This window comes from Pseudomonas sp. NY15374 (genome assembly GCF_048068255.1).
Lineage (GTDB): Bacteria > Pseudomonadota > Gammaproteobacteria > Pseudomonadales > Pseudomonadaceae > Aquipseudomonas > Aquipseudomonas machongensis.
Genome location: NZ_JBLUPZ010000008.1, coordinates 279375 through 296154, shown reverse-complemented (window position 1 = coordinate 296154; position 16780 = coordinate 279375). Strand labels below are relative to the sequence as shown.

Annotated in this window: 15 protein-coding genes; 6 read left to right on the top strand and 9 right to left on the bottom strand. The window is 64.5% G+C overall.

The window, feature by feature from the left end:
- Positions 1-97 precede the first annotated feature (97 nt).
- A complete protein-coding gene (gene cprA, locus ACNFHO_RS18545) occupies positions 98-1246 on the top strand; it encodes a cationic peptide resistance protein CprA (protein WP_416767038.1) in 1149 nt (382 codons plus the stop codon).
- A gap of 55 nt (positions 1247-1301) precedes the next feature.
- Here the strand turns inward: cprA and ACNFHO_RS18540 are convergent, their stop codons facing one another.
- The 4 genes from ACNFHO_RS18540 to ACNFHO_RS18525 all read right to left on the bottom strand — a co-directional run bounded on the left by ACNFHO_RS18540 (position 1302) and on the right by ACNFHO_RS18525 (position 5665).
- Complete coding sequence (locus ACNFHO_RS18540; RefSeq protein ID WP_063544901.1) at positions 1302-1934, bottom strand: response regulator; 633 nt, start codon at positions 1932-1934, stop codon at positions 1302-1304.
- Positions 1931-3286: a cache domain-containing protein gene (locus tag ACNFHO_RS18535; protein ID WP_197889708.1), complete on the bottom strand. Its 1356-nt coding sequence runs from the start codon at positions 3284-3286 to the stop codon at positions 1931-1933. The genes ACNFHO_RS18540 and ACNFHO_RS18535 overlap by 4 nt, the downstream gene beginning before the upstream one ends.
- Positions 3287-3392: 106 nt before the next feature.
- Entirely contained in the window at positions 3393-3596 is a 204-nt protein-coding gene (locus tag ACNFHO_RS18530; RefSeq protein ID WP_372822781.1) for a YbdD/YjiX family protein, read from the bottom strand.
- An 11-nt stretch (positions 3597-3607) separates the two neighbouring features.
- A complete protein-coding gene (locus ACNFHO_RS18525) occupies positions 3608-5665 on the bottom strand; it encodes a carbon starvation CstA family protein (RefSeq protein WP_416767037.1) in 2058 nt (685 codons plus the stop codon).
- Positions 5666-6046: 381 nt separating this feature from the next.
- On the opposite strand from ACNFHO_RS18525, the gene ACNFHO_RS18520 reads away from it, so the two are divergent.
- Genes ACNFHO_RS18520 through ACNFHO_RS18505 form a run of 4 tightly spaced genes read left to right on the top strand, consistent with a single transcriptional unit; the run spans position 6047 to position 9937 of the window.
- Positions 6047-6877, top strand: a complete 831-nt coding sequence (locus tag ACNFHO_RS18520) for an ABC transporter substrate-binding protein (protein ID WP_416767036.1) — start codon at positions 6047-6049, stop codon at positions 6875-6877.
- 15 nt (positions 6878-6892) lie between these two features.
- A complete protein-coding gene (locus ACNFHO_RS18515; protein WP_416767035.1) occupies positions 6893-8398 on the top strand; it encodes an amino acid ABC transporter permease/ATP-binding protein in 1506 nt (501 codons plus the stop codon).
- Positions 8395-9072, top strand: a complete 678-nt coding sequence (locus tag ACNFHO_RS18510; RefSeq protein WP_416767034.1) for a GntR family transcriptional regulator — start codon at positions 8395-8397, stop codon at positions 9070-9072. Before ACNFHO_RS18515 ends, ACNFHO_RS18510 begins: the two co-directional genes overlap by 4 nt.
- A gap of 16 nt (positions 9073-9088) precedes the next feature.
- Positions 9089-9937, top strand: a complete 849-nt coding sequence (locus tag ACNFHO_RS18505) for an urea carboxylase-associated family protein (protein ID WP_054891419.1) — start codon at positions 9089-9091, stop codon at positions 9935-9937.
- Positions 9938-10105: 168 nt separating this feature from the next.
- Here ACNFHO_RS18505 and ACNFHO_RS18500 read toward each other — a convergent pair whose 3' ends face one another.
- The 5 genes from ACNFHO_RS18500 to ACNFHO_RS18480 form a co-directional block, all read right to left on the bottom strand.
- The gene (locus tag ACNFHO_RS18500; RefSeq protein ID WP_054891418.1) at positions 10106-10423 is read right to left on the bottom strand and encodes a putative quinol monooxygenase; all 318 of its coding nucleotides are present in this window, start codon (positions 10421-10423) and stop codon (positions 10106-10108) included.
- 105 nt (positions 10424-10528) lie between these two features.
- Positions 10529-11299 (bottom strand): IclR family transcriptional regulator, encoded by a 771-nt coding sequence (locus ACNFHO_RS18495; RefSeq protein ID WP_416767033.1) that lies wholly within the window; start codon positions 11297-11299, stop codon positions 10529-10531.
- Positions 11300-11367: 68 nt separating this feature from the next.
- The gene (locus ACNFHO_RS18490; RefSeq protein ID WP_416767032.1) at positions 11368-12825 is read right to left on the bottom strand and encodes an amidase; all 1458 of its coding nucleotides are present in this window, start codon (positions 12823-12825) and stop codon (positions 11368-11370) included.
- On the bottom strand, positions 12822-14132 hold the full coding sequence (locus ACNFHO_RS18485) for a citrate-proton symporter (RefSeq protein ID WP_054891415.1): 1311 nt from the start codon (positions 14130-14132) through the stop codon (positions 12822-12824). The genes ACNFHO_RS18490 and ACNFHO_RS18485 overlap by 4 nt, the downstream gene beginning before the upstream one ends.
- Before the next feature lie 76 nt (positions 14133-14208).
- Positions 14209-15390 (bottom strand): M20 aminoacylase family protein, encoded by a 1182-nt coding sequence (locus ACNFHO_RS18480; protein WP_414155460.1) that lies wholly within the window; start codon positions 15388-15390, stop codon positions 14209-14211.
- 312 nt (positions 15391-15702) lie between these two features.
- On the opposite strand from ACNFHO_RS18480, the gene ahr reads away from it, so the two are divergent.
- Positions 15703-16731, top strand: coding sequence for an NADPH-dependent aldehyde reductase Ahr (gene ahr, locus ACNFHO_RS18475; protein ID WP_416767031.1), 1029 nt, complete (start codon positions 15703-15705; stop codon positions 16729-16731).
- Positions 16732-16780 lie beyond the last annotated feature (49 nt).

The window sequence follows — 16780 nt, the reverse complement described above, 5'->3', positions numbered from 1 at the left end:
TGTCGCGAACCTGCTGATGACTTTAAGTTCATTTCAACGTTTCGATGTCGCCACTTAACATTGAACTGCGGATGACTTACCCGTCTTGAGGAAATGTATGAACACGCACGCACCGATCACCTTTACCGCTATCCCCGAACGCATCCTGATTACCGGCGCCACGGGCTTCCTCGGCGGGTCGGTCGTCGCCCAGCTGATCGCCAACGGCCAGGGCCCGCAACTGGTGTTCCTGGTCCGCGCCGAAAACGCCGGGCAAGGGCTGGAGCGCCTGCGCGACAACCTGCAACAGCATGGCGTCAGCCATGCCGAATGCCTGGCGCTGAACGCAGAGCAGATCATTTGCGGCGACTTCCTCGACACCTCCTGGCTGGCGCGCGAAACGCCGCGCCTGCTGGACGTCGATCGGGTCATCAACTGCGCTGCCGTGGCGTCGTTCTCGAAGAACCCGACCATCTGGCCAGTCAACGTCGAGGGCACCTTCGCCTTCGCCGAGGTGATGAGCCGCTCCAAACGCCTCAAGCGTTTCCTCCATGTGGGCACAGCCATGTGCTGCGGCCCTGAGCGTGAATCGCCGATCAGCGAGTCCTGGGAGTTCCCGGACGCCGAACAGCAACTGGTGGACTACACCGCTTCCAAGGCCGAGATCGAACGACGCATGCGCGAGGAACTGCCGGCCCTGCCGCTGGTGGTGGCACGCCCCTCGATCGTGGTCGGTCACCGCAGCCTGGGTTGCCAGGCCTCTGGCAGCATCTTCTGGGTGTTCCGCATGGGCTTCGCCCTGGAAAGCTTCACCTGTGGCCTCGACGAACAGATCGACGTGATTCCGGTGGACTACTGCGCCGAGGCGCTGATCGGCCTGACCCTCAAGCCGCGCCTGAGCCACGACCTCTACCACATCTCCGCCGGGCATGATTCGGCGTGTACCTTCGCCGAGATCGACAAGGCGTTCGCCCTGGCCAATGGTGCCGCGCCGGTGGGCGAGCGCTACCGCAAGATCGATGTCGACAACCTCAAGGAGCTGGCCGCCAGCTTCGAGTCGCGCATCGGCCCGGCCAACCCGCGCCTGGTCCTGCGGGCCCTGCGCCTGTACAGCGGTTTTGCCGACCTGAACTACCTGTTCGACAACCGCCGCCTGCTCGATGAGGGCATTGCCGTGCCGCCGCGCTTCACCGACTACCTGGATGTGTGCGTACGCTCTTCCAGCGGCGTGAGCATCGCGACCCAGATGCAGTGGGACTTCAAGTAAGCAGGCGCTTCGCGGGTGAGCCCTTCGCGGGCAAACCCGCTCCCACAGGGCAGTCTCAGAGCGTCACCAACCCATGCTCCAGCGCGTACTTCACCAGTGCCGCCGGAGTATCGATATTCAGCTTGCGCCGGATGCTCAGCCTGAAGGTCTCCACCGTGCGCACGCTGATGCCCAGCTCCCGGGCCATCTCCTTGTTGTTGCTACCCCTGGCGATCATCGCCAGCACCTGTAGCTCACGCGGGGTCAGGTCGTTCTCGTCGCGCCCGCTGCTGACCAGCTTGCGGGCGATTTCCGGGCTGTAGAAACTGCCACCCGCAGCAATTGCCTCGATCGCGGCTATCAGCTCGGTGGAGGGTGCGTTCTTCAGCACATAGCCCCTCGCCCCCGCCGTGATCGAGGTGCGCACATACTCCTGGTTGTCGTACATGCTCAGCATCAGCACCCGGATGCCGGGGTACAAACCACACAGGCGGCGGGTCAGCTCCAGGCCGTTCATGTCCTGCAGGCCAACATCCACCAGCAGGATGTCCAGCTCCAGCGACGCCACCAGCTCAAGCGCCTGGGCGCCGGATTCGGCCTGGCCGACCACCTGGAAATGGGCAATTGCGCCCAGCAGTGCCTTGACGCCGTCACGTACCAGCACATGGTCGTCGACCAGGGCAATGCGGATCGGTGTGGTCTCGCTCATGCAAGCCTCGGATTGTTCATGGGTATCTGGACCTGCAGCTCGGTGCGCCCGGCAGACGACGCAATGCTGAAACTGCCCCGGTGATGTTCGACCCGCTCGCGCAGGTTGCGCAGGCCAATGCCGTGGCTTTCATACGCCGCACTCGGGTCGAAGCCCATGCCGTTGTCCTCCACGCGCAGTACCAGCAACCCGTCGTGGGCAGAGATGGAAATGATCGCGACACTGGCCTTGGCGTGGCGGTCAACATTGGCCAGCGCCTCCTGGATGATACGGAACAGCGTCAGCGAAAGCTCGGCATCCACCTCGATGTCCGTCAGCCCGCACTCGTACTGGGTACGAATGCCAGTGCGCTGCTCGAAGTCGCGCACATGCTGGTCGATGGCCGGCGAAAGGCCCAGGGTGTCGAGCAGCGAGGGACGCAGGTCATGGGAGATCCGCCGCACTTCACCGATCGCCGAAGCCAGGCGAGTGGTGCCGTTGCGCAGGTTGTCCAGGCCGCCGGCGCGGCCGTTGTCCAGCTCCATCGCGGCGAGCTCGAACTGGAACTTGATCGACACCAGTTCCTGGCTGATGCCGTCGTGCAGTTCGCGCGCCACCCGCGAACGCTCCTCCTCCTGCAGATCGACGATACGCTGGTTGAGCGCCGACAGCTTGCGGTCGGCCAGGCGGTGCTCGCTGACATTGAGCATCAACCCGCCGGCAAAGATGACCAGTACCGCCAGCAACGAGAAGGACGCGATCGCCAGCACCGTGGTCAGCACGCCGGAGGCCACCTCCTGACGCGACTTGAGCGTGGCCACCTCGACATCGTCGATGTAGATACCGGTGCCGAGCATCCAGCCCCAGCGCTCGAGCATCACCACATAGGCCAGTTTGCCGGTGGACTGCCCGGTGGAGGGCTTCTGCCAGTCATAAAGCTGGTAGCCGTCACCGCGTTCGGCGCTCTTGAGCAGCGCCTGGATCACCAGCAGGCCCTTGTTGTCGGTCATGCCGATGAGGTCCTTGCCCACCAGTTCGGCCTGGCGCGGATGCATCAGGCTCTTGCCGTGGCGATCGTAGACGAAGAAGTAGCCGTCCAGGCCGAAACTGGCCCGCGACAGGATCTGCAAGGCACGCTGGCGGGTGTCGTCATCGTCGGCGCCGCTGTCGTACAACGGCGCGATCAAGCTCATGGCCAGGCCCAGGTAGTTCTTCAGCTCGGCCTTCTTCGCCGCCATGATGCTGCTTTCGACCAGGCGCGCCTGGTCCTCCTCGAGCTTGCGGCTCTGGGCGAACACCAGGATGCAGATGAACAGCACCGACACGATCAGCGGCAAGACACTGAGCGTGACGATCTTGTGCTTGAGTTGCATGGTCACTCCGGTTGCGGGGGCGGCGCGGCGTCAGCTTTGCCTGTGGCCCCGACAAATGACAAGGGCGCCACGACAAGCGTGGCGCCCCTTTTACACGGCAATCAATTCAGCAGCAACGCGTCGGACGTCCGCTGGCACCGTTGTAGCGTGCGTCCTGGCGCTCGCGGAAGAACGCCTTGCGGCTCATCACCGGCTCGCCGGGGTGATGGGCCTGCATATGCTCGAGGTAGGTGTCGTAGTCGGGCATGCCGACCAGCATGCGCGCGGCCTGCCCCATGCATTTGCCCATCTTGCTCAGTTTGTTGAACATCGCAGCTTTCCTCAGGCGTCGGGGATTGGCTGGAACGGCGACTCCTTGTCGCTGCGCTCAGGCTTGACCCAGGCTCGCCGGCCGACCTTCACGGCAAAGCACAGGATGCTCAGCACCACGAACAGGAACAACCCGGTCAGCACGGCGTTGGTGTAGGCGTTGAAGATCACATGCTGCATCTGCGCCAGGTCCTTGGCCGGTGCCAGCACCTGCCCGGCTGCGGCGGCATCGCTGTACTTGCGCGCCAGCGCCAGGAAGCCCATGCCTGGGTTGGGGTCGAACAGCTTGATCAGGCCCGCGGTGGTGGTGCAGATCAGCAGCCATACGGCCGGCAGCAAGGTGACCCAGACATACTGCTGGCGCTTCATGCGGATCAGCACCACCGAGGCGAGCATCAGGGCGATGCCGGCCAGCATCTGGTTGGAGATGCCGAACAGCGGCCACAGGGTGTTGATGCCGCCCAGTGGATCAATCACCCCCTGGTACAGCAACCAGCCCCACATCGCCACGCAGCCAGCGGTGGCCACCACGTTGGCGGTCCAGGAGTCGGTCTTTTTCAAGGCAGGCACGAAGTTGCCCAGCAGGTCCTGCAGCATGAAGCGCCCGGCACGCGTACCGGCATCCACGGCGGTCAGGATGAACAGCGCCTCGAACAGGATCGCGAAGTGGTACCAGAAGGCCATGGTGTTCTCACCCGGCAGCGCCTGATGCAGGATCTGCGCGATCCCCACCGCCAGCGTCGGCGCACCACCGGCACGGGCCAGGATCGAGTGCTCGCCGATGTCGGTCGCGGTCTGCTGGAGGATTTCCGGAGTGATGGTGAAACCCCAGTTGCTGACCGTCTGCGCCACGGTGACCACATCGCCACCGACCACGGCGGCCGGGCTGTTCATGGCGAAGTACACACCTGGCTCGATCACCGAAGCGGCGACCATGGCCATGATCGCCACGAACGACTCCATCAGCATGGCGCCGTAGCCGATATAGCGGGCATGGCTTTCGTTGGCCAGCAGTTTGGGCGTGGTGCCAGAGCTGATCAGCGCATGGAAGCCCGACACTGCGCCACAAGCGATGGTGATGAACAGGAACGGGAACAGCGCCCCCTTCCACACGGGGCCTGTGCCGTCGACGAACTGGGTGATGGCCGGCATCTTCAGCTCAGGCGCGATCACCAGGATGCCGATGGCCAGCGCGACGATGGTGCCGATCTTGAGGAAGGTCGAGAGGTAGTCGCGTGGTGCCAGGATCAGCCAGATCGGCAGCACGGCGGCGACGAAACCATAGCCGATCAGCATCCAGGTGATCTGCACACCGGTGAAGGTGAACGCAGGGCCCCACACCGGATCTGCGGCAACCAGACCGCCGCCCCAGATCGATGCAAGCATCAGCAGCACGCCGATTACCGAGATCTCGCCGATGCGCCCTGGGCGCAGGTAGCGCAGGTACACCCCCATGAACATGGCGATCGGGATGCTCGCCATCACCGTGAACATGCCCCACGGGCTCTCGGCCAGGGCCTTGACCACGATCAGCGACAGCACCGCAAGGATGATGATCATGATCAGGAAAGTGCCGAACAGCGCGATGGTTCCGGGGATCGAGCCCATTTCCTCGCGTACCAGGTCGCCCAGGGAGCGGCCATTGCGGCGGGTGGAGATGAACAGGACCATGAAGTCCTGCACGGCCCCTGCCAGTACCACGCCGGCAATCAGCCAGAGCGTGCCGGGCAAGTAGCCCATCTGCGCGGCGAGCACCGGGCCGACCAGCGGGCCGGCGCCAGCGATAGCGGCGAAGTGGTGGCCGAAGAGGATGTGCTTGTTGGTCGGTACGTAGTCCAGCCCGTCGTTGTGCAGCACGGCCGGGGTGGCGCGAGTGGAGTCCAGTTGCATCACCTTGTTGGCGATGAACAGGCTGTAGTAGCGGTAGGCAACGAGGTAGATGGCGACTGCTGCGGTGACGATCCACAGGGCGCTGATGGCTTCGCCCCTGCGCAACGCCACGGTGCCCAGCGCGAATGCGCCCAGCAAGGCAATGGCGAACCAGGCAATTCGGGTAGCCAGTTTGGTCATCGGGATTTCTCCTGTCGCGACGGGTGTGCCGGCGACGGTTTTTGTTTTTGTGGGTGCCCGGGTAGGGACGACGACACTCTCGGCGTACTGGGTCCACAAGAACATTCGCAGTACTACGCGTAAGTGCTACGTAGAACTACGTAGATGGGCTGTCAGTGAGGGTTGCGGTGCGCTTTTCGCGGGCAAGCCCGCTCCTACAGGGAGCGAGGTGGGGCATTGCCTTGTGGACGATGCGGTACTTTTGTAGGAGCGGGCTTGCCCGCGAAGCAGGCGCTGCAGTTATTCGCGGGCAGTCCTCAATCCCCCAAGGCCATCATTGGCACGAGTATTGATAAATGATTCCACAACGATTGTTGAACAATCATAAGTGGAGCGTCCTTCATGTCCCGAGCAACAGCCCTCACCCTCGCCCTGACCCTCAGTGCCGCCGCACAAGCCGCCGACAGCACCTTGCAGTCCGATCGCCTGTCCATCGGCTCGGACCTCACCTACCCGCCCTACACCTACCTCGACCAAGGCAAGCCTGCCGGCTTCGACCCTGAGTTCATGATCCTGCTCGGCCAGCACCTCAAGCTCGCTCCCCAGTTTCAGGACACCCGCTTTGCCAACCTGGTGATGGGGGTCAACGCTCGACGCTTCGATGTGGTCGCCTCGGCCCTTTACGTCACCCCGGAGCGCGCAGCGCAGGTCGACTTCCTGCCCTACCTCAAAAGCGGTGCCTCGCTGATGGTGCGTGCCGATGACAGTTTCCGCCCGCAAGCGCCCCAGGACCTGTGCGGCAAGCGCATTGGCTCGATCAAGGGTGGGTCGTGGATTCCCAAGCTGATGGCGCTATCCAAAAGCCACTGCGAGGCCAACGGCCAGGCGCCGATCGACTCGCGTGAATTCCCCACTTCCCCGGAGGCAGCCCAAGCCCTGCTGGCCAAGGCGGTCGACGTACAGTTCGAAGACGCCGCGGTGGCGGCCATCACCGCCGACAAGCTCAAGGGTCGGGTGTTGATCAGTTCCCACGAGCTGATCTACCCCGTAGTCATCGGCCTGGCCGTGCGCAAGGGCAACGATGCGCTGCTCGCTGAACTGCGCCAGGGCTTCGAGGCCATGAAGCACAGTGGCGAATACCAGACGCTGTTGAGCCGCTACAACCTTGGCGAGCCCAGCCCAGCCGAAGTGGCCCAGGCCCTGGGCCAGAATCCTCAAGCGCCAGCGCAGTAAGCAGGAGCCTCGAGCATGCAATTCGATTGGGATTATGCCGCCGGCCTGCTGGTCAACGGCGACTTCTGGAAGGCGGTCGGCACTGTGGTGGAGTTGAGCGTCGAGACCTGGCTGCTGGGCATCGTCTTCGGCTTTGTCCTGGCGCTGGCGCGGCAGTCGAGCAACCGCGCCCTGAACCGCGGCGCGGCACTGTACATCTGGTTCTTCCGCAGCCTGCCGCTGCTGGTGCTGCTGATCTTCGTCTACAACCTGCCGCAGGTATTCCCGGGGACCAGCGTGCTGCTCTCCAACCCCTATGCCGCCGGCCTGATCGCGCTGGTGCTGAGCGAATCGGCCTATATCGCCGAGATTCATCGCGGCGGCCTGCTCGCCGTGGCCAAGGGGCAACTCGAGGCCGGCAAGGCGTTGGGTATCCGCTACACCGGTGTGCAGCGCCTGATCGTGATTCCACAAGCGTTGCGGGTGGCATTGCCGACCCTGGCCAACGAGTACATCACCATCGTCAAACTCACCTCGCTGGTGTCGGTGATCTCGGTGTCGGAGATCCTGCTGGTCGGCCAGCAGCTGTACACGCAGAACTTCCTGGTGATGGAGACCATGCTCGCGGTCGCCTTTTACTATGTGCTGATCGTCACGGTGTTCAGTTACCTGTTGCGTCGGCTGGAGCAGCACCTTGACGTCACCCGGCGTCAGCCCAAGGCCATCGCCGATGGCCCGGCGCAACCGACGCCTGTCCGGCGCGAGGCCGCCCCCAGGCAAGGCGACTTCGCCCTGCGGGTGCTCGGCGCACGCAAGCACTATGGCCAGCTGGAAGTGCTCAAGGGCATCGACCTGGATATCCGCTTCGGCGAAGTGGTGTCGATCATCGGGCCTTCGGGGTCGGGCAAGACTACGCTGATCCGTACCCTCAACGGCCTGGAGGCCCTGGATCGTGGCCAGGTCGAACTGTGTGGCGCCCCCTTCCTGCGCGGGCGTGACGAAGACGGCGGCAGCCTTGGCAGTCGCGTGCACATGGAGGGCATCGTCCAGGTGGGCATGGTCTTCCAGGGCTTCAACCTGTTCCCGCACAAGACCGTGCTGGAGAACGTGATGCTCGCCCCGCGTCACCATGGCCATGCCAGCGACTCCGAACTACGCGCCTTGGGCTTGGCACTGCTGAGCAAGGTCGGCCTGCGCGAGCACGCCGGCAAGTACCCGCACCAGCTCTCCGGCGGGCAACAGCAAAGGGTGGCGATTGCCCGCGCACTGGCGATGCGCCCGCAGGTGATGCTGTTCGACGAGCCGACCTCGGCGCTTGATCCGGAACTGGTCGGTGATGTGCTCAAGGTAATCGAGGACCTCGCGCGCGAGGGCATGACCATGGTCATCGTCACCCATGAAATGAAATTCGCCTTCCAGGTCTCCGACCGCGTGGTGTTCATGGAACGCGGGGAGATCATCCAGGCCGGTGCGCCGCGCGAGTTGCTCGACAACCGCAGCGAGCGCATGGGCCGCTTCCTCAAGGACGTGCAACTGGCATGAGCAGCAAATCCCCGGAAAAAGCCGGCGAAAGCCTGCCCCTGGCCGACCAGGTAGCCCTCGAACTGCGCGAGGACATCATCGGCGGCCGCCTGGTCTCAGGCATGCCGCTGGTCGAGGCCGAGCTCACCGGCCGCTACAACGCTTCGCGCAACACCGTACGCGAGGCCCTGCACCAGTTGGGCCATGAAGGCCTGACCACCTATGTGCGCAACAAGGGCGTGATGGTGCGCAGGCTGGGTATCGCCGAGGTGCGCGATATCTTCCTCGTGCGCCGCACACTCGAGGTGCAGGCGATCCATGGCAGCAAGCCGCTACGCGAATACCAGTCCGACCGCATGCTCGACGCCATCGAGGCCGCCGAACTTGCCCGTGATCGCGAAGACTGGCAGGCCTTCGGCACCCACAGCCTGCGCTTTCACCAGCACATCGTCGGCTTGCTGCGCAGCCCGCTGCTGGATGCCTTCTTCACCAATATCGCTGCGCAGATGCGTCTGGTGTTCGCCGTTGCGCCCGATGAAAAGAACTTCCAGAGCCCGTGGCTGGAACGCGACCGGGAGATCCACGACCTGCTCGCCGATGGCTCGCGCCACGACGCCGCCGAAGCCATGACCCGTTACCTGGACGACTCCGAGCACGCCCTGCTCGATCTGTTCAGCCATCCACCCCGTTCCTGAACCCGGAGAACTACCCATGTACAAGGATTACCCCGCCGCCTACCAAGTCAGCAAAGGCGCTGCCCTGCAGGTCGACAAGCCTTTCTATGACCGCGTGCGCGAGCGCAAGGACGCCCGCACCCTGATCGAGACATTCGAAGTGCCGATCCGCACAGGCCGCGCCTGGAAGGTGCCGGCCGGCCATGTGTTCCGCGTCACCACCCCGGTCGGCCCGCAGGTCGGCGACTTCAACATCTGGAACGCCAACGACCCGCGTGAGCGCCTGTGGGCGGCGCGCACTCGCCAGTTGCAGGGTGCCCACGTCACCACCTACGACCGACTGTGGTCGAATCTGCCGTTCCTGCGCCCGCTGGTGACCATCACCGACGACAGCCTGGCCGACTATGGCATCGACGAGCACGGCGGGCGCCTGCATGACCTGCTCGGCACCCGTTGCGACCCCTACGTGAACAAGATGCTCACGGGTGAGGACTTCCATCACCACTGCCACTCCAACCTCACCCGCGCCGTGCTGCCCCATGGACTGACCGAGTTCGACGTGCACGATGTGCTGAACATCTTCCAGTGCACCGGCTTGAACCATGACGACATGTACTTCATGAAGGCTTGCCCGGCCAAGCAGGGTGATTACCTGGAGTTCTTCGCCGAAATCGATGTGCTGTGCGCGCTGTCGACCTGCCCGGGCGGCGACCTGTCACTGCCGATGTGGGGGCCTGAGGCACAGGACCCGCTGTCGGTCTGCCGGCCGCTGGGGGTGGAAATCTACAAGCTCGACGACAGCCTGCTGGAGGGCTGGACGCAGCCCAAGCGCGCCAGCTACAACGGCATGCACGGGCTGGCGATCGGCAAGGCCGAGTGGGAATGATCGGCTGAAGGCCAGTCCAATCCCTGTAGGAGCGGGCTTGCCCGCGAACACGGGCGCAGCCCGTGCCAGGCAGCGCGGTGTCTGTTTCGCGGGCAAGCCCGCTCCCACAGGACAAAAAAACAACACACCTGTGGGAGCCAACTGTCTTTTACCGCCCCCTACCACCGATCAGCGATCAGAAACCTGCTCCAGAAAGATCAAGCGCAGCGGCTCACCCAGCAGCATTTCGCTCTGCGCCGCAAACCGCTGGAAATACGGCGCGGCGAAATGCGCATCGAGCGCGGCCTGATCGACGAACGCCTCGCGCATGTAGAACGTCCCCGGCTCATCCTTGCCCTCGAACAGCACATAGTCCAGGTTACCCGGCTCCGCGCGGGTCGGTTCGATCAGTTCCAGCAACGCCTGCTTCAATGCCAGCGCCCTGCCCTCCCGGGCCTTGAGCACAGCAATCGAGACCAGCGGGTTGTTCGTTACCTGCGCACCCATCGACACATCTCCAACACGTTTGAGTTGCGTACAGTGTTACCGAGGCGATGGCCGGTAAACAGCCGCATAGCCCGATAACACTTTCAGCACGATGCGGAAAATCGCTCAGGCCAGCGCTTGCTGTACCTGGCCAACGGTGGTCGTCAGGCTGCCCAGGTGCAACCCCAGCACCCGCTCCACCGGTGCCTGATCCAACGGCCAGTGCAGGGCAATGCTCCCGACCAGTCGCCCTTGCGTGCGAACCGGCAAGGCGATGGCGCGGATCAGGAACGGCAGGCGCACCGGATATTCCCAATGACCCTCGGTGCGCCGGGCAAAGCCGCGCTGGGTTTCGTCCTCGATGGCCCGCAACATCGCGTCATCACCAACATGCGCATGCTCGGCCAGGCGCTGCACTTCATGGGGGGCCAGTTCGCCCAGGCAGGCGCGGCCCATCGCCGAGTGAAACAGGCTGGCGTGGTGGCCGACGATCTGGCAGTTGTTCGGATAGCGCTTGCGCAGCACCTGGGGAATCGCGCTTTCCATCACTTCCAGGCGCTGGCCGTCGAAGCATGACAAGTCGGCGACCAGCCCGGTGCGCTCGCTGAGCTCCAGCAACAGCGGCGCTGCGCTTTCGACCATCTGCCGCTTGAAGCGCAACTGGCCGTCGCCGAACAGGCGCCGGGCGCACAGGCGGTAGCGCCGATCGCTGAGGCCGCGGTAGGTCCAGCCCTGTTCCTGCAGGGTGGCGAGCATGCGCGACACCGTGGCCTTGGGTAACGCCGTCAGGTAGTGCAGTTCCTCCAGCCCCAGGGCCTGGTGCTCACCCAGCAATTCGATGATCGTCAATGCCCGCTCGACCGAGCGCACGCCACCGCCGTCCCCGTTGCCGCTCATGTTCGTTCGCCTCCGTGTCTGCACCAGGTTCGTCACATTGCCCAGCAAGATACGCGCCTGCAAGGGCTTCAGCGCGCCAGCAGGCTCGGTGGCGGACAGCGCTCGACCCACCGTGTCAGTTGCTCGTGGGCATAGGCCAGACGCAACACTTCGCGGTCCGCCTGGGCCGGGCCGATGATCTGCAGCCCCATCGGCAGGCCCTGGGCATTGAAGCCGACCGGTACGCTGATGCTCGGCAGCCCGGCGAGAGTCGGGCCGATCACCACCTCCATCCAGCGGTGATAGGTGTCCATCGTCCGCCCGCCCACGACCTGCGGCCAGGGTTGCTGTGCATCGAAAGGAAACACCTGGGCCGAGGGCAGCAGCAGGAAGTCGTAACGCTCGAACAACCCTGCCATCGCCCGGTACCAGTCGCTGCGCGCCAGCGATGCCTCATAGAGCGCAGCGGCGCTCAAACGCAGGCCGCCCTCGACTTCCCATTGCGCCTCGGGCTTGAGTAATGCGCGCCGATGTGGGTCGGCGTAGGCGGCTGCGAGGTTACCGTGCACCAGGAAGTGGCGATGGGTCAGCCAGCATTGCCACAGGCGCTCCAGCGGATAGTCCGGCTGACAGGTCTCGACCTTGCACCCCAGGCTCTCGAATTCGCTCAGTGCGCTTTCGCACAGGCTCAGCACGCCATCGTCCATGGGCAGGTAACCGTTGTAGTCACCCAGCCAGCCGATCCGCACATCGTTGAAGTCCTGCTGCAAATCGTCGGCGAAGTCCTGAGTACCTTCGTTGATCGACAACGGTGCCCGCGCGTCGTAACCCGCCTGTACCGCCAGCAATCGCGCGAGGTCGGCAACGCTGCGCCCCATCGGGCCTTCGGTGGCAAGTTGCTGGACGAACACCTCAGGCGCCGGGCCATGGGGCACGCGGCCCTGGGACGGGCGCAAGCCAAACACATTGTTGAACGCCGCCGGGTTGCGCAACGAGCCCATCATGTCGCTGCCGTCAGCCACTGGCAGCAAGCGCATGGCTAATGCTGCCGCCGCCCCGCCGCTGCTGCCGCCGGCCACCCGGCTGGGGTCGTAGGCGTTGGTGGTGGTGCCGAACAGCGTGTTGTAGGTCTGCGAACCGAGGCCGAACTCCGGCACGTTGCTCTTGCCGAGGATGATCGCGCCGCTGCGCCGAACCCGCTCCACGCTGATGGCGTCCTGCTGCGGCACCTGCTCGGCGAACAGCGGCGAGCCCAAGGTGGTGCGCAGGCCAGCAGTGGCGGCCAGGTCCTTGATTGCCTGGGGCATGCCATGCATCCAGCCGCGGGACTGGCCACGGTCGAGCTCGCGGTCGCGCGCGTCGGCCTCCTCGAGCAGTTGCTGTGCCGGCCGCAATGAAACCAGGGCGTTGACCTGCGGATTGAACCGCTCAATGTGCGCAAGGTAGGCCTGCATCACCTCACGGCAGGAAACCTGGCGAGCATGGATCGCCCGGGACAGCTCGCTGGCATCCAGCGCGACGACAGGGTCGAGATCTAGCGGTTTCACGGTTTTACTCCAAGTTCAATGACGGCCGGTGCGCGTGGCCGCACGGCTTCTTTCAGACAATAGGTGCCCAGCAGTGTCAGCACGCAGGCGAACAGTACGTAGAACGACGGCGCCACAGGCGTGTTCAAGACTTTGGTCAGCCAGGTGACGATCAGCGGCGCGAAACCGCCGAACAGCATTACTGCCACGTTATACGCCACCGACACTCCCGTTGAGCGGACGGCGACGGGGAACTGCTCGGCCAGCGCCGTGGGTGCCGGCCCGTAGAAACCGCCGATCATGCTGCACAGGGCCAGTTGCATCACCAGCAGGCGCTCTACCGAAGGTGCCGCGGCGACCCACAGGTGCAGCGGGTAGACCATCAGGAAAAAGCCCAGGGTGAAGGCCATCAGCACCGGTCGGCGGCCAATACGGTCGGACAGCGCGCCGGAGAACGGAATCACCACCGTCATCAGGCCCACCGCGAGCATCTGCACCAACAGCACCTGGTCCAGGGGCAACCCCAGGCTCTTGTGGGCGAAAGTCGGCATGTTCACCAGCACCACATAGAAGGAAACGGTCGCGCCACTGGCCAGGCCCATGGACACCAACAGCGCCCGACGATGCGTACGTAGCACCTGCCACAGGCTCGGGGCCTGGTCCTTGGCTTGCTTGCGCGCCTCGAGAAACTCCTCGGGCTCCTGCATGTGCTTGCGAATCCACAGCCCCACCGGGCCGATCAGCAAGCCGAACACGAAGGGAATTCGCCAGCCCCAGGCGTCAAGCGCCTCGGGTGAACACAAGTGGGTGACCAGCGCGACCATCGACGCCCCGGAGAACACCGCCAGGCATTGCCCGACCAGTTGCCAGGAGCCATAGAGCCCCTTGCGGTGCGCCGGCGCGCTCTCCACCAGAAATGCCGTGGCGCTGGCGTATTCGCCCCCCGTGGCAAAGCCCTGCAGCATACGCGCGACCACGATGAGCATAGGAGCGCCCATGCCGATGGCCAGGTAGTTGGGGGCGAAGGCGATCATCGCAATGGACAGGGTCATCAGGCGAATGATCAGTTGCATGGCGGCCTTGCGCCCTTTGCGGTCGGCATACATGCCCAGCAACACGCCACCCACCGGGCGCATGAAGAAACCGACGCCGAAGGTCGCCAGGGCCATCAGCAGCGAGGCGTAGTCATCGTCGGAGGGAAAGAACTGACGGGCGACGATGCTGGCCAGAAAGCCGTACACGATGAAGTCATACCATTCCAGCGCATTGCCGATGACGGCCGCGACCACTTGCCGGGTGCGCGATGCGCCTGCGTTCGTAGCGTGCATGGGAAGTTCTCCAGAAACCAGATGTGAGGAACGCCCGCAGGGATGCGGGCTCCAGCGGCAGTCAATGAAGAAGCGCTCAGGCCGGGGCGAGCCAGCGCTCGGTGAGCGCGCTCCAGTAGGCGGCCCCGGTCAGCAGGATGTCGTCGTTGAAGTCGTAGGCGGGGTTGTGCACCATCGGCCGATCCACGCCGTTGCCGATGAACAGGTAGGCACCGGGGCAGCGTTGCAGCATCCAGGCAAAGTCTTCGCTGCCCATCAGCTTGCGGGTATTGCCATCGACGGCGGCTTCTCCGAGCAGCTCGATACCGACCTGGCGGGCGAAGGCGTTTTCCGCGGCATGGTTGATCAGCACCGGGTAGGCAGGCCGGTGTTCGATGCTCACGCGGCAGCCGAAGCTCTTGGCCTGGGCGTGGATGATCGCCTGTACGCGCTCCAGGGTCAGGCGCCTGACCTCGCCATCGAGCGCACGCAGGCTCAGGCGCAACAAGGCCTGCTGCGGAATGACGTTGGCCGCCTCGCCAGCCTGCAGCGCACCGACGGTAACCACTGCCGCCTCCTGGGCATCGATGTTGCGCGCCACCACGGTCTGCAGCGCCATCACCACACTGGCGGCCGCAACCAGTGGGTCGACGGTCAGGTGCGGCATCGAACCATGACCACCGACGCCCTCCAGGATGACGGTCAGCAGGTCCTGGGAAGCCATCATCGCTCCTTCGCGAAACCCCAGGTGCCCGGCGGCCAGCCCCGGCATGTTGTGCATGCCGAACAGCGCATCGCAGGGGAAACGCTCGAGCAGGCCATCGGCGAGCATCGCCTCGGCGCCGCCCTGCCCCTCCTCGGCCGGCTGAAAGATCAGTGTCAGGGTGCCGTCGAAACGCCGGGTCGCAGCCAGGTAGCGAGCAGCACCGAGCAGCATCACGGTATGACCGTCGTGTCCGCAGGCATGCATGCAACCCGTGTGTCGGCTGCTGTAGGCCGCGCCCGTGGCCTCGACGATCGGCAATGCATCCATGTCGGCGCGCAGCCCCAGGCGGCGCGTGCTGCTGCCGTTGCGCAGCACACCGACCACGCCGGTGCGGCCAATTCCGGTGTGGACCTCGTAGCCCCAATCGCGCAGGGCCTGGGCGACCAGCGACGAAGTGCGATTCTCCTCGAAGCCCAGTTCCGGGTGGGCATGGATATCCTGGCGCAGTGCCTGAAGCTCGCCGGCAACGTCGGCGAGCCAGGCCAGGATGTGCGGGTGTTTGGATGTGGTCATCAGGCATCTCCTCGCGCGGGTTGCAGTCCCGCTTTTGTTATTCGCTCGGGGATTGCGGCACGAGAGGCAGGCCGCAGGTGCTGCCAGATAAACCTGACGGCGCGGCGGCGACAATCGAATCTGGTTCCGCTGTGTGGAACCCGGCGTGCAGGCCGGGCTTGAAGCGGGGTCGTCCCTCCATCACTACTCGCTCTATATTTTTGTAAATGGCGATAGTGATTTCAGGATTGAAGTGGGCCGCTGTAGCTTCTCTGCCCCTGCACTACACTTTCCAGGCTTCGAAAACACTCGCCAAGCCCCTGGAGGTGTCCCATGAGCAACCCCAACCAAAGCACATTTACCGGCTGGGCCGCGACGGCAGCCGGTGCGCCACTGCAGCGGTACAGCTACGATCCCGGCCCGCTGGCTGACGACGAGGTGCAGGTCGTGGTCGAGTACTGCGGCGTCTGCCACTCCGACCAATCGATGATCGACAACGAATGGGGGCTGACCCGGTACCCGTTCATTCCTGGCCACGAGGTAGTCGGGCGCATCGAACAGGTTGGTGATCGAGTGAAGGGGCTGCAAGTTGGACAGCGGGTCGGGATCGGTTGGTACAAAGGCAGTTGCATGCACTGCGCGCCGTGCATGGAAGGCTCGCACAACCTGTGTGGTTCGGCCCGGCCGACGATCATCGGCAGCAACGGCGGTTTCGCCGACCGCCTGCGAGCGCACTGGGCCTGGGCCATCCCACTGCCGGACGGCCTCGACCCTGCCCTTGTCGGCCCCTTGTTCTGTGCCGGTTCGACGGTGTTCAACCCGCTGCTGTCATTCGGTGTCAAACCCACCGATCGCGTCGGGGTGGTCGGCATCGGCGGGCTGGGGCACCTGGCGCTGAAGTTTCTCAATGCCTGGGGCTGCGAAGTGACCGCGTTCACCTCATCCTTGAACAAGCAGGATGAAGCGAGGCGCCTGGGCGCACACAAGGTGGTGGCCTCCACCGACAGCCGGGCGCTCAAGGGTATCGCCGGCACCCTCGACTTCCTCCTGGTGACGGCCAATGCCGACCTGGACTGGACCGCCATGATCGGCACCCTCGGTACCCGCGGTCGGGTGAACTTCGTCGGTGTGGTGCCCGGGGCGATCCCGGTGCATGTGTTCAACCTCATGCTCCAGCAGAAAAGCCTGTCCGCCTCGCCGGTCGGCTCCCCGGCGGTGATGGCGAAAATGCTTGAGTTCTGCGCCCGCCACCAGATCGTTCCCCAGGTCGAGCAGTTTGCGATGAGCCAGGTCAACGCGGCGATCGACCACCTGCGCAGCGGCAAGGCGCGCTACCGGGTAGTGCTCGACGCCAGTCGCTGAAACAAAGCGGTGTCATTGGCGCAGAGGATGATCGACAATGTCGCGGCCG

Coding starts and splice junctions, on each gene's coding strand:
- ACNFHO_RS18500 (WP_054891418.1), bottom strand. CDS start 10,423: ATGGGTGCGCAGGTAACGAACAACCCGCTGGTCTCGATTGCTGTGCTC.
- ACNFHO_RS18540 (WP_063544901.1), bottom strand. CDS start 1,934: ATGAGCGAGACCACACCGATCCGCATTGCCCTGGTCGACGACCATGTG.
- ACNFHO_RS18480 (WP_414155460.1), bottom strand. CDS start 15,390: ATGACCACATCCAAACACCCGCACATCCTGGCCTGGCTCGCCGACGTT.
- ACNFHO_RS18520 (WP_416767036.1), top strand. CDS start 6,047: ATGTCCCGAGCAACAGCCCTCACCCTCGCCCTGACCCTCAGTGCCGCC.
- ACNFHO_RS18510 (WP_416767034.1), top strand. CDS start 8,395: ATGAGCAGCAAATCCCCGGAAAAAGCCGGCGAAAGCCTGCCCCTGGCC.
- ahr (WP_416767031.1), top strand. CDS start 15,703: ATGAGCAACCCCAACCAAAGCACATTTACCGGCTGGGCCGCGACGGCA.
- ACNFHO_RS18515 (WP_416767035.1), top strand. CDS start 6,893: ATGCAATTCGATTGGGATTATGCCGCCGGCCTGCTGGTCAACGGCGAC.
- ACNFHO_RS18530 (WP_372822781.1), bottom strand. CDS start 3,596: ATGTTCAACAAACTGAGCAAGATGGGCAAATGCATGGGGCAGGCCGCG.
- ACNFHO_RS18525 (WP_416767037.1), bottom strand. CDS start 5,665: ATGACCAAACTGGCTACCCGAATTGCCTGGTTCGCCATTGCCTTGCTG.
- ACNFHO_RS18485 (WP_054891415.1), bottom strand. CDS start 14,132: ATGCACGCTACGAACGCAGGCGCATCGCGCACCCGGCAAGTGGTCGCG.
- ACNFHO_RS18495 (WP_416767033.1), bottom strand. CDS start 11,299: ATGAGCGGCAACGGGGACGGCGGTGGCGTGCGCTCGGTCGAGCGGGCA.
- cprA (WP_416767038.1), top strand. CDS start 98: ATGAACACGCACGCACCGATCACCTTTACCGCTATCCCCGAACGCATC.
- ACNFHO_RS18535 (WP_197889708.1), bottom strand. CDS start 3,286: ATGCAACTCAAGCACAAGATCGTCACGCTCAGTGTCTTGCCGCTGATC.
- ACNFHO_RS18505 (WP_054891419.1), top strand. CDS start 9,089: ATGTACAAGGATTACCCCGCCGCCTACCAAGTCAGCAAAGGCGCTGCC.